The 12,831-nt window shown below is 33.0% G+C and carries 12 protein-coding genes; 6 read left to right on the plus strand and 6 right to left on the minus strand.

Annotation, left to right across the window (positions count from 1 at the left end):
• Nucleotides 1–153: 153 nt before the first annotated feature.
• From BXU10_RS01785 to BXU10_RS01795, 3 genes are read right to left on the minus strand one after another with little or no spacing between them, the layout of a single operon-like run.
• Nucleotides 154–1,212, minus strand: coding sequence for a glycosyltransferase (locus tag BXU10_RS01785; RefSeq protein WP_078225856.1), 1,059 nt, complete (start codon nt 1,210–1,212; stop codon nt 154–156).
• A gap of 9 nt (nt 1,213–1,221) precedes the next feature.
• The gene (locus BXU10_RS01790) at nt 1,222–1,899 is read right to left on the minus strand and encodes a DUF2461 domain-containing protein (RefSeq protein WP_078225857.1); all 678 of its coding nucleotides are present in this window, start codon (nt 1,897–1,899) and stop codon (nt 1,222–1,224) included.
• Nucleotides 1,900–1,950: 51 nt separating this feature from the next.
• A complete protein-coding gene (locus BXU10_RS01795; protein ID WP_078225858.1) occupies nt 1,951–3,030 on the minus strand; it encodes a DNA replication/repair protein RecF in 1,080 nt (359 codons plus the stop codon).
• A 241-nt stretch (nt 3,031–3,271) separates the two neighbouring features.
• On the opposite strand from BXU10_RS01795, the gene BXU10_RS01800 reads away from it, so the two are divergent.
• From BXU10_RS01800 to BXU10_RS01825, 6 genes are all read left to right on the plus strand, one after another.
• Nucleotides 3,272–4,051: a hypothetical protein gene (locus BXU10_RS01800; RefSeq protein ID WP_031455892.1), complete on the plus strand. Its 780-nt coding sequence runs from the start codon at nt 3,272–3,274 to the stop codon at nt 4,049–4,051.
• An 83-nt stretch (nt 4,052–4,134) separates the two neighbouring features.
• A complete protein-coding gene (gene ribH / locus BXU10_RS01805) occupies nt 4,135–4,707 on the plus strand; it encodes a 6,7-dimethyl-8-ribityllumazine synthase (protein WP_078225859.1) in 573 nt (190 codons plus the stop codon).
• Nucleotides 4,708–4,881: 174 nt separating this feature from the next.
• Entirely contained in the window at nt 4,882–6,795 is a 1,914-nt protein-coding gene (mutL, locus tag BXU10_RS01810) for a DNA mismatch repair endonuclease MutL (protein ID WP_078225860.1), read from the plus strand.
• Nucleotides 6,792–7,604 carry a rhomboid family intramembrane serine protease gene (locus tag BXU10_RS01815; protein ID WP_078225861.1) on the plus strand — a complete coding sequence of 271 codons (813 nt, stop codon included), beginning with the start codon at nt 6,792–6,794 and terminating at the stop codon, nt 7,602–7,604. Before mutL ends, BXU10_RS01815 begins: the two co-directional genes overlap by 4 nt.
• Before the next feature lie 45 nt (nt 7,605–7,649).
• Nucleotides 7,650–8,513: a rhomboid family intramembrane serine protease gene (locus BXU10_RS01820; RefSeq protein WP_078225862.1), complete on the plus strand. Its 864-nt coding sequence runs from the start codon at nt 7,650–7,652 to the stop codon at nt 8,511–8,513.
• Nucleotides 8,514–8,529: 16 nt separating this feature from the next.
• Complete coding sequence (locus BXU10_RS01825; protein WP_078225863.1) at nt 8,530–9,576, plus strand: endonuclease/exonuclease/phosphatase family protein; 1,047 nt, start codon at nt 8,530–8,532, stop codon at nt 9,574–9,576.
• A 68-nt stretch (nt 9,577–9,644) separates the two neighbouring features.
• Here the strand turns inward: BXU10_RS01825 and BXU10_RS01830 are convergent, their stop codons facing one another.
• The 3 genes from BXU10_RS01830 to dapB form a co-directional block, all read right to left on the minus strand.
• The gene (locus BXU10_RS01830) at nt 9,645–10,265 is read right to left on the minus strand and encodes a WbqC family protein (protein WP_078225864.1); all 621 of its coding nucleotides are present in this window, start codon (nt 10,263–10,265) and stop codon (nt 9,645–9,647) included.
• A 115-nt stretch (nt 10,266–10,380) separates the two neighbouring features.
• A complete protein-coding gene (gene lepB / locus BXU10_RS01835) occupies nt 10,381–12,075 on the minus strand; it encodes a signal peptidase I (RefSeq protein WP_078225865.1) in 1,695 nt (564 codons plus the stop codon).
• Between the two features lie 47 nt (nt 12,076–12,122).
• Nucleotides 12,123–12,830 (minus strand): 4-hydroxy-tetrahydrodipicolinate reductase, encoded by a 708-nt coding sequence (dapB, locus tag BXU10_RS01840; RefSeq protein WP_078225866.1) that lies wholly within the window; start codon nt 12,828–12,830, stop codon nt 12,123–12,125.
• Between the last annotated feature and the right edge of the window lies 1 nt (nt 12,831).

Below are 12,831 nucleotides of genomic sequence, written 5' to 3' on the forward strand. Positions count from 1 at the left end.
ATGCTGATGCAATTAAAAAGTCAGCTATTCGATACGAATCTGTTTTTATGAGGTTAGCGAAATATATCTGAAGTGTATTAATTGGAGCTAAATTCTGTTTCTGTAATAAATGCCAAAATAGTACTTAACGTTCAACCGATAAAAATGTTGCAATTATTTATTTAAATTCAATAGGTTATGATACTTGTCTGCTATGACTTTCATATTAATGTCATAATTAGCATTGTCTTCTACAAAGTTTCTATTTTGAAGAATAGCTATATTTCGGGATTCGATATTTTCAATAGCCCAAATCAATTCTTCGGTCAGCATTTCGATATTATCAATTTCAATCAACTGTCCGTTTTTACGATGTTTAATCCAGCTTTGATTTCCCGGAATATCCGAAACTACGGGATAACAATTACAGGCCATAGCTTCAAATAAAGAGGCTGAAACACCTTCGGTAATGGGCATGCTGATATAAATATTCGATTGCTGTAGTAATTTAGGGAGTTCTGTATTCGGAATTCTTCCTGTAAAGATTACTTTGTTTTCGATTTGCAATTCTTTTGCCAGATCTCTCAAAAACTGCAATCTGGTTCCGTCGCCAACGATGGTTAATGAAAAATCAATTCCTTTTTGGTTTAAAATTCCAAAAGCTTTTAGAATAGAATCGTGTCGGTATTCTGGTTGGAGAGAACGTGTTACAATTGCTTCAATTCTTTTTGGATTATGGGTTGACGGAGTAAAAATAGATAAATCAATTCCTTTTGGAAGAACCAGGACTTTATTCATATCCACGCCAATTTCTCTCATCGAAATAGTCATTACAGGTCCCCAGGCGTGAATTAAATCGGCTTTTTTGAAAGCATATTTTTGAATTAATTTTTTTAAGGGATATAAAACAGAAGTTTCAGGCCATAAATCAGTTCGGCCCTGCTGAGCAATTGCAATTGGATGCATTCCGGAAATTGCAGCAAGAAAACCATAACTGGTCGTTCTTTCTGCAATAATCATGTCTGGTTTTTGCTGACGGATTGTTTTTCTAATCGAAACAGGAGAAAAGATATATTCAAAAAGACGTTTGAACCGATTCAGTTTTGAATTGTTTGGTGTTTGAAGTTCCCAGGTGCAGATTTCGAAATCGCCAAATTCTTTCAGGCCTTTCATCCATGTTATAGCATCGGCACGATAGGATTCTCCCAGAAAAAGTATTTTCCTTTTTTTCATTCGATAAACTTAAAATTCCTCTGTTTCTAAAGCACGATTAATGAATTCATTTAAAGGTTTTAGTGCGATTAGTTTCTGACTCATTTTGCCAACAAAATCTTTTTTGGTGACTTCAGAAATGTCATATTTTTGAGTAGCAGTAAAACTTTTTAATTTTAAAAAGGCAATTGCCGGATGATCTTTTTCGTAACCACGAGGCATGCTTTTAAGAGAATTATTTTCGTTTATATCTAAATTTCCAAATTCTTTTTTGAAATTTTTATCAGCTAAAATAGCTTCCAGATCATCGTGAAAAAATGCAATTTCTTTACGGACTTTTTTTAAATCCTCGGCTTCCGGCGAATAAAATCCTCCTGCGATAAAGCTGGCGCCTTTTTCAATATGAACATAATATCCTGCACGATTCGCTCCTTTAGCTCCGGCAGACATCCAAACGCCTAAATGTGCTTTGTAAGGTGATTTGTCTTTTGAGAATCGAATATCACGATTAATCCTAAAAGTACAATTCTTGACTTCTAATAATTCCAGTGAAGGATCAAGGGGTTTCATTACATCCAGGAAATCACTTACCAGTTGATGATAATCTTTTTTGAATACTTCGTACCGTTTTTTATTGTCCTGAAACCAGTCTCTGTTATTGTTCTTTTTTAAATCGTCTAAAAATTGCAATGATTCTTTTGTAAGCATAATCGATTTTTTATTGCAGTTGTTTCTTTAACTTTTGAATTCTTTATAAAATTACAAATTAAATATTTTATAACTCTGATGTGTCGATTTGACAATTTTTTCGGTACGTTCCGGATGTGTATCTGAAATAAAAAGCTGGCCAAAAGTTTCGCTGTTAACCATTTCTATTATTTTGGCGACACGGCTTTCATCTAATTTATCAAAAATATCATCAAAAAGTAACAATGGTTTTACGCCGCTTTGTTTTTTAAGAAACTCGAATTGTGCCAGTTTCAAAGCAATCAAAAATGATTTTTGCTGGCCTTGAGATCCGAATTTTTTTATTGGATGTGAATCGATTTCAAATGATAAATCATCTTTGTGGATACCAACACTTGTGTAGTGCAGCGCACGATCCTTATTGATATTTTCCTGTAAAAGAATCAGGAGATCTTTGTCAAACAAATAACTTTCATAAACCAATTGAACTGATTCTTCGGATCCTGTTATAGCTTGATGGTGTGTATTAAATATAGGTATAAATTGTTCCAGAAAATCTTTTCGTTTTTCAAAAATAGACTGTCCAAAACTATTCAGTTGTTCATTATATATAGATAAGGTGTCATTATCAAAAACATGATTCAGTGCAAAATATTTCAGTAAAGCATTACGCTGAACAATTATTTTTTGATACTGAATAAGCTGATGCAGATAATTAGAATCTAATTGCGAAATCACACTGTCCATAAATTTACGTCGTGTTTCGCTGCCTTCTACAATTAAATCACGATCTGCCGGAGAAATAATCACAAGCGGAATGAATCCAATGTGTTCCGAAAATTTATCATAAGCCTTCCCGTTTCTTTTTAAAACCTTTTTTTGCCCTTTTTTTAAACTGCAGACAATTTGCTCCGTCCTGTCATTTTTTTCTATTTCGGCATCAATCACAAAAAACTCTTCTCCATGTTTGATGTTTTGAACAGCCAACGGATTAAAATAGCTTTTTCCGTAAGCCAAATGATAAATAGCATCGAGTACATTGGTTTTGCCAATTCCGTTTTTGCCAACAAAACAATTGATCTTGTGGTCGAAATCAAAACTAACTTCGGAGAAATTTTTATAATTGAATAGAGAAATTTTGTTTAAATGCATTTTAAGGAACTCTAAAGGTGAATTTTGGTGTTTTGGAAAGCCAAGAATTCGAGGGTGCAAATTATCGAAAATTATCGATATAAAAGGCTTTTGAGGCTTTTTCGAATGATTTATTTTGCAACTGAACTAAAAGGAGTTATGATTGTTGAAATTATTTTTTTTAAAATAGTGATAAAATTGATTTTTTTGACGTCAATTTCAATAAAAATTTTATTTTTGCCGTTCACTAAATTAATTTTAAATGGCAACTTACAATAAAAGAGGATATAAGACACCAAAAGAGAAGGAAGTAAAAGAAGTTAATGAAGAACAAGAGGTAATTATTGACGAAAAAGATAGTACAACTGCCGGTGTTTTCTCAAAGTTAGATGAAACTGCTTCAAGAACTGAGGACTGGGTGGCTAAAAATCAAAAAATCATTATTGGTTTGGTTGCCGGTATTGCTGTAGTAACAATTGGATATTTGGCTTACCAAAAATTTATTGAAGCTCCTAAACAAGATGAAGCTGCAAATGAAATGTTTGTTGCTCAGGAAAATTATAAAAAAGCAACAGAAGGAGTAGCAAGCGATTCATTGTATAAATTAGCTTTAAATGGTTCTGAAGGTAAATTCGGATTTATTAAAATTGCTGACGAATATTCTGGAACAGATGCTGGTAACTTAGCAAACTATTATGCGGGTATGGCTTCTTTGAATATCGGTAAATTTGATGATGCAATTAAATATTTAGGAGAATTCAAATCAGATGAGGCTATCGTTAATGCTTTAGCAATTGGAGGAATTGGAGATGCTTATTCTCAAAAAAATCAACAAAAAGAAGCTCTTGACTACTATGTAAAAGCTGCAGAATCTAATAAAAACGATTTTACAACACCTCGTTTTTTATTAAAAGCAGGTAAAACAGCTTTAGCTTTAGGTCAAAAAGAAGACGCCTTGAAATACTTTACAGATATTAAAGAAAACTTTGATGCAACTCCGGAAGCTGCTTCTGTTGATGTATTGATTGGATTAGCGCAATAATTTTATTTTTTGAGTTCAGATTTAGTTTTTAGATTTGTATTTTTACAATCTAAATTAAAAATCTAAAATCTTAAATATAAAAGATGGCTACTGAAAATAAAAATTTATCAGAATACGATAAAAACACAATCCCAAATGCGAAAGACTTTCGATTTGGGATTGTTGTTTCTGAGTGGAACGAGACTATAACAGAAGGGCTTTATAATGGTGCTTTCGAAGCATTGACAGATTGTGAGGTTCCGGCACAGCAAATTATCCGCTGGAATGTTCCCGGAAGTTTTGAACTGATTTATGGGGCAAAAAAAATGTTGCAAACACAAAATGTTGATGCAGTTATTGTAATTGGTTGTGTTATCCAGGGACAAACCAAACATTTTGATTTTGTATGCGAAGGTGTTACACAAGGAATCAAAGACTTGAATGTTCAAACAGATATTCCGGTTATTTTTTGTGTTTTGACAGACAATACAATGCAACAATCAATCGATAGAAGTGGAGGGATTCACGGAAACAAAGGAACTGAAGCTGCTATTGCTGCAATAAAAATGGCGTACATTCGTCAGCAGGCTTCAATTTCACATCCGTTTAATCAGCCTTTGTTGTCTTCAGGTGCAATTCAAATTGAAGAAACTCCAATCAAAATAGAAAAAGAATAAACACAATTGTTTTAAAAATACTAAAACCTATACTGTGTCAAATAGTATAGGTTTTTTGTTTTTTTTATGACATCACATATTCCAAAAGCCAAGAGAAAATTCTTAAATTTGTACGCCTTGGTTTAGATTTTAAATCAAAATTCTTAAATCGTTAATCTACAATCTTAAATTTTAATGTCAAGTATTATTCAATTGCTTCCTGATCATGTTGCTAATCAAATTGCTGCCGGGGAGGTGGTTCAAAGACCTGCTTCAGTCGTAAAAGAATTGTTGGAGAATGCTGTTGATGCTGATGCAACCGACATTAAACTTATTATCAAAGATGCCGGAAAGTCATTAGTTCAGGTTATTGATAATGGTAAGGGTATGAGTGTTACAGATGCTCGTTTGTGTTTTGAGCGTCATGCAACCTCAAAAATACGTCAGGCCGAAGATTTATTTTCGTTATGCACTAAGGGTTTTCGTGGTGAAGCTTTGGCCTCTATTGCGGCAATTGCGCATATGGAAATGAAAACGAAGCAAGATCAGGAAGAACTAGGTACACACATAATTATTGAAGGAAGCAAGTTTATTTCGCAGGAAGTAGCAGTTTTGCCAAAAGGAACTTCTTTTGCAGTTAAAAATTTATTTTTTAATATTCCCGCCAGACGTAATTTCTTAAAGTCGGATACCGTTGAGTTTCGTCACGTAATGGATGAATTTCAGCGTGTAGCTTTGGCGCATCCCAATATTCATTTTACTTTTTATCATAACGGAAGCGAAATGTATAATTTGCCGGCTGCAGGTTATCGTCAGCGTATTGTTGGAATAATGTCTGGGAAAACCAATGAAAAGTTAGTTCCTGTAAATGAAGATACTGAAATTATAAACGTTCAGGGATTTGTTTGTAAGCCTGAATTTGCTAAGAAAAGCAAGGGTGAGCAGTTCTTTTTTGTAAACGATCGTTTCATAAAAAGCGGTTATTTACATCACGCAGTTATGGCTGCTTATGACGGACTTTTGAAAGATGGTTCTCAGCCAAGTTATTTCTTATATCTGCAAGTTCCGCCAAACACAATCGATATCAATATTCATCCAACAAAAACTGAAATTAAGTTTGATGATGAACAGGCTTTATATGCTATTTTAAGGGCCTCAATTAAACATAGTCTTGGACAATTTAATGTTGCCCCTGTTTTAGATTTTGACAGGGATTCGAATTTAGACACACCATACTATTATAAAGATTTGGAAGCAGAAACGCCAACGATTCAGGTTGATGGAACTTTTAATCCTTTTACAGATGATAAAACAAATCAGCATTATTCAAAAGCCGGTTCAGGATCTGGTTCGGGTTCCGGTTTTAGTTCAGGGTCAAATTCATATTCCGGATATTCTAAAAGAGTAGAACCAACAGCAAGCTGGGAAAGTTTATATGTTGGGTTGGATTTAGATAATGTAGAAAGTATTGAGAGTTCGCCTTTTACATTCGAAAATGAGGAAGTAACATCGTCATTGTTTAATGATGATGAAATAGAGCAGGCAAGTCAAAAAACATATCAGATACATAAAAAATATATTGTTTCGCCGATAAAATCAGGAATGGTAATTGTGGATCAGCAACGCGCTCATCAGCGTATTTTGTACGAACAGTTTTTACTGAATATGACAGTAAATCAGGCTTCAAGTCAGCAATTGTTGTTTCCCTTGAATTTGTTTTATTCTTCAGATGAAATGACATTGATTGAAGAGTTAAAGCCTTCATTAGAAACAACAGGTTTTGTTTTTGAGGAAGCACAAACGGATCATATCGTAATTTCAGGAATTCCGGTAAATATTGCCGAAAGTGAAGTTTCTATAGTAATCGAACAATTATTAAGTGATTTACAAGATGGAATCCCAGCCAATAGTTATAGTCAAAATGATACCATTGCCAAATCAATGGCCAAAAGTTTAGCGGTTAAAACCGGATCTTATTTAACCGAAAAAGAACAGGATAATTTGGTAAACGGATTATTTGCCTGTAAAGATCCTAATATTTCACCTTTTCAAAAACCTACTTTCATCACCATGCGTGTTGAAGATATAGATAAAAAGTTTGCCTTATGATGAATATGACTCCAGTTGTAAAACAACTGATTATTATTAATATTCTTTTTTTTATTGGATCTCAATTGGTCAATGTCTCTTATGGATATTTACCACTGTTTTATCCGGAAAGTAATAATTTCGAAATTTGGCAAATTTTCACCCACATGTTTATGCATGCGCAATGGCCGAATTTTGCGCATATTCTCTTCAATATGTTTGCATTGTATAGTTTTGGATCTGCATTAGAACATTTTTGGGGAGGGAAAAAATTCTTGTTTTTTTATCTTTCTTGCGGTTTAGGTGCTGCATTGCTTCATACAGGAGTGAATTATTTAGAGATACAGAGTATTTTAAATGCTGTAACCAATCTGAATTTGTCTAAATCTGATCTTCATTTGATTTTAAATGCAGATTATCAGTCTTTATTTGATGCAAATGGGAAAATGATACCGGGTCAAATTGCTACTATTTTGGATAAGGCAAACTGTACACAGGAACAATTTAATTCTTTGGTACAAGCAAGTTCAATAGTTCAGTCACCTGTTTTAGGAGCATCTGGCGCTACCTACGGCTTAATGACGGCTTTTGCATTTATGTTTCCTAATGCCCAACTTGGATTTATGTTTATTCCCGTTCCTGTTAAAGCAAAGTATTTTGTTCCGGTAATTTTAGCAATTGATTTGTTTTTTGGATTGAAAGGAAGTTCTTTTTTTGCAAGCGGTAGCACCGGAATCGCACATTTTGCACATCTTGGAGGAGCGTTAACAGGTTATTTAATGATGTTATACTGGAAAAAAAATCAGTTTAATGGCAATCGTTGGAATTAATTTTTAACTTTAAATAATTAATAATAAAACCAAAAAGAATCTTTTATGAATATTCTGGATGATTTAAAATTACAATACAAAATAGGTGGTATTGCACTACGTTTGATTTATTGGAATGTTGCATGTTTCTTAATTTCATTAGTGTTTTTTTACCAATATTCCGAAGGCGGATTTGCTTATCCAAGTTGGCTCGCATTGTCGTCTGATCCTCAGGTTTTTTTATTCAGACCCTGGACATTTATAACCTATGCATTTTTTCATTCTTCATTTTTACATTTATTGTTTAATATGATGGTATTGAATTTTGCGAGCCAGTTGTTTTTGACTTTTTTTACTCAAAAACAATACTTAGGCTTATATATTTTAAGTGCCATTTTTGCAGGGATTACATTTGCATTAAGTTATTACTTTTTGAATATTTCAGCTCCTATTGTGGGGGCTTCCGCTGCAATTATGGCAATTCTTGTTGCTGCAACAACGTATCAGCCATTGATGAATGTTCGTTTGTTATTGATTGGAAATGTAAAATTATGGCATATTACAGGTGTGATACTTATTTTAGATCTTATGCAATTGCGTTTGGATAATACAGGTGGACATATCTCACATTTAGCCGGGGCCTTTTTTGGTTTTATTTACATTAAACTACTTCAAAACGGAACAGATTTAAGTATTATTGTTTCCAGAATAATAGATTTTTTTGTTAACTTATTCAGGAAATCACCTTCGACCCCATTTAAAAAAGTTCATAAAAATTATCAAAAACCTACAGAAAAAGTTACTTCAAGAATTGTTACAAAAGACAAAACACAACAGCAAATAGATGAGATTTTAGATAAAATTAGCCAATCTGGTTATGATTGTCTAACAAAAGAAGAAAAAGAGTTTTTATTTAAAGCTGGAAAATAATTTTAGCAAGATAATTATGAATAACCTTTCGTGGTTTAATAAAATAATGTTCTTTTTAAATATAGTACTAACTATTGTTACATTTAGTGTCTATATTTTGCCTTTTTTAGCACCTAAAAGTTTTCCGCTTTTATCGGTGCTTACGCTGTTTATGCCGGCTTTTTTTGTTTTAAATGGCTTCTTCTTCGTGTATTGGGCAATTCAGTTTAAAAAACGCCTTATTTTGTCTGGTTTGGTGTTGTTGACAGGAATTACATTTATCAGTAAATTCTATAAAATTTCTGGTAAGGAATATGTAGAAGATGAAAAAGATTTTTCTGTAATGAGTTATAATGTGCGTCTTTTTAATGTTTTTAAATGGTTGGATCGTGATGATATCCCTTCAAATATTAAAGCTTTTATTGATGAAAAAGACCCTGATATTTTGTGCATTCAGGAATATTCAAATTCAGCTCACCTTGATTTAAAAGTGTATCCGCACCGTTATATTTTTATTGACGGGAATCAAATAAAAACAGGGCAGGCTATTTTTTCAAAATTCCCAATTATAAATGAAGGAAATATTATTTTTCCTAAATCAGATAATAATGTAGTTTATGCTGATATAAAACGAGGGAAAGATGTTATTCGTGTTTATAACATGCACTTGCAGTCAATTAAAATATCACCTGATGTTGATAAGATTTCGAATGACATTGATAATGTAAACCAACGTAAATCACAACAAATTTATAGCAGAATCAGTGCGGGATTTAGACAGCAGCAGGAGCAGGCAGAAATCTTTAAAGAGAATATTAAACAGTGTAAAAATCCTATTGTTATATGTGGAGACATGAATAATAGTCCATTTTCGTATGTTTACAGAAACATTAAAGGAAAGCTAAAAGATACTTTTGAAGAAGCTGGGGAAGGTTTTGGAGCGACATATAAATTTCGCTACTATCCTGCTAGAATTGATTATATTTTTACAGATCCAAAAATGAAAGTAAAACAGTTTGAGAGCTTTTCTGATTTTGAAAATTCTGATCATTATCCAATAATGACAAGGATTTCGATGGAATAATTAATAATAAATTTCAATTTTTAATGCTCCAAATTCCAATAAAAAAATCCAAAACGTAGATTACCCTATTATTTTACTTCTAATTTCTGTGCTTTTAAATAATCCATTGCAAATTTACCTTCATTGAATAGTAAATCCAAAACGCTTAGGTTATTAATAAAACCATGTTTTTCGTCAAAAACCTGAGGGTATTTTTCGAATGAATTGGTATCTTTCTTTCCATTTGCTAAATATCTGAAATCAAGCATATTTTCTGTTTCATGAAAATATTCGGTTGTTTTACCAAACCCCAATTTCATACGTAAACATTTGGTCACTATATCCAGCACTTCAAGATTTAAATCCATAAGATACATGTGTTTTTTTTCGAATACAGGAAGAATATCGTCTTCAAAAAATTCAAAAAAAGGAGAGCTTCTGTAGGCGGCTTCCAAAGATTTGAAATGCTGTTTTTGCCAGTCAAATTCATTCTCAATTAAAACATCTTTCGTTTTTTGATGTGCCGTTTTAGAATGTTTAACAGGAATATTTAAAAGTTGAATTCCGTTTGGACTGTAGATATAGGTGCGGTTTCTATTAGTCTGTTTCTGAAAATTATCTTCCATTTCAAAAGTGATATTTTCAGATTGAACCATAACTGCAAAATGGCTAATCGACGGAAAATAGGTAGGAAGTAATAAGGAATTCATTTCTTTAATTTTAGGTTAAAAGTTTCAGGTTTCAAGTTGTTTGCGAACCTGAAACTTGAAACCTGACTCAAGAGCTTGCTCGAACAGGCGAAGCAAACAAAAATAACTTTTTTATTTATGCTTTTTTCTCTTGTCTTTTTTTCCAAAAATACTCTCCAATAAAAAATACGGCTAATGCAATCAGAAAATATTTGAAATAGGATTGTGGCTGCCCTTCGCCATCAACAGTGGTGAAAACTCTGTCCCAGCGGATTTTATTAATGCCTTTTCCGTTGGTATCCCAACTCATCCAGATAAAAACAGGTTTCCCTACAATGTGATCAGCTGGTACAAAACCCCAATATCGACTATCTTCTGAGTGATGACGGTTATCACCCATCATCCAATAATAATCTTGCTTAAAAGTGTAATTATAGGTTATTTGGTTATTGATTTTGATTTCATTACCATTTATTTCCAATTTGTTATTTTCATATGTTCTAATTATTCGGGCATATAAAGATATGTTTTCATTATTTAATTGAACTGTTGTGCCGGCTTTAGGAATCAATATTGGGCCATATTCATCCATTGTCCATTTTCCGTTGTGTGGAAAAATTAAATCACCTTCTTTTTCCTTAGCTATATATCTAACAATTGAATCTATTGATTTATTTTTTCTTAATTCTTCTGCGGCTTTTAAAGTCAAATTAGCATTTGTCTCTGCAAGATATTGTTCTTGGGCATAGATACCTGAACTTTGGATTACATTTATAGGTAGACCATTAAATCCTGTTTGTACAGTGTATGAATTGTCAGGATTATGATTTGCAGACATAATGTAAGGTCTTACAGCGTCTAATTGTGCATCGCTATTTGGTTTAATTATGTAGGTTCTTGCAAATTCAGTAGAGCCTGTAGCTTTTAATAATTCGTTAGATACACCTTTAGTAGCATAAATCCGATGCTCATATTGTGGTTTTGCTCTTTCAGGTAGAATTAACTCTTTGTTATTAATGAAAACTAAACCATCTTTAATTGATAAATTATCTCCTGGAATCCCTACACAACGTTTTACGTAATTTGATTTCTTATCGATTGGTTTTATAACGCCAGGTTTTCCTTTTGGTTCAAAGAAGTAATGCACTGTATCAACCGGCCAGTTAAAAACAACAATATCATTATTTTTTATTTTTTCTAAAGCAGGCAATCTAAAATAAGGTAATTGTGGCCAGCTTAGATATGATTTTCTTTTAGTTAACGGAATAGAGTCGTGTACCATTGGTAATGCAATCGTGGTCATAGGTACTCTTGGGCCATAGTTTACTTTACTTACGAATAAAAAGTCTCCAATTAGCAGTGATTTCTCTAAGGAAGAGGTTGGGATTGTAAAAGGCTGTACCACATATGTGTGAACCAACGTTGCTACAATTATAGCGAAAAGGAGTGAACTAACTGTGTCTGCTGTTCTGTTTTCGGGTGTTAATTTTCTATTGGCATTGTACTCTGGTTTTTGAGTATAGTTTACATAATAAACATAAAATCCTAAAGTAAAAATTCCTAAAATAGTATCTAAAGTTGTTTTTTTGCCAAAAGTTCTCAGTGTTTCTACCCAAACAACCGGAAACATAATCAGATTAATAATCGGGATGAAAAGCAGTAGTGTCCACCATGTAGGTCGGCTTATGATTTTCATTAAAACAATCGAATTATAAACAGGGATTGCTGCTTCCCAGGATTTTCGGCCTGCGGCCTGATATAATTTCCAGGTTCCCAGAAAATGAATTATTTGTACGGCTAAGAAAAAAACAAACCAAAGATAAAGTGTCATAGTTTTATATTTTAGTTCTGAAATTTCAGAATATTATTTTTTGGATTTTATTTAGATTCCAGATTTAAAACGTCTTTCATTGTGTAGATTCCTTTTTTACCTGCTAACCATTCAGCAGCAATAACAGCTCCTAAAGCAAAGCCTTCACGATTGTGTGCAGTATGTTTTAACTCGATGCTGTCAACGCTTGAATCATAAGTTACTGTGTGAGTTCCGGGAACATCACCAATTCTTTTGGCTTCGATGTAAATCTCTTCCGGTTTTGGACTTTCCATTGTCCATTTTGCGTAAGCGCTGTTTTCAATCACTCCTTTTGCCAAAGAAATTGCAGTTCCGCTTGGTGCATCTAATTTTTGGGTATGGTGAATTTCTTCCATTGATACTTTATAAGAGTCAAATTGAGCCATGATTTTGGCTAAATATTCATTTAACTCAAAGAAGATGTTTACTCCCAGACTAAAGTTTGAACTCGAAATAAAACCACCTTGTTTTTCTTTGCATAGTGCTTCCATTTCATCATAATGTTCCAGCCAGCCAGTTGTTCCTGAAACTACCGGTACATTTGCATGAAAGCAACTTGAAATATTAGAAACGGCTGCAGTAGGAACACTGAAATCTATGGCGACATCTGCTGTTGAAAGTCCGTCATATGTATTGAATTCATCTTTTTTTAAGACAATTTCATGACCTCTTTCCAGAGCAATCCTTTCAATTACCTGACCCATTTTTCCGTATCCTAAAAGTGCAATTTTCATT

It is taken from the genome of Flavobacterium sp. LM4 (assembly GCF_002017935.1).
Taxonomy (GTDB): Bacteria; Bacteroidota; Bacteroidia; order Flavobacteriales; family Flavobacteriaceae; genus Flavobacterium; species Flavobacterium chungangense.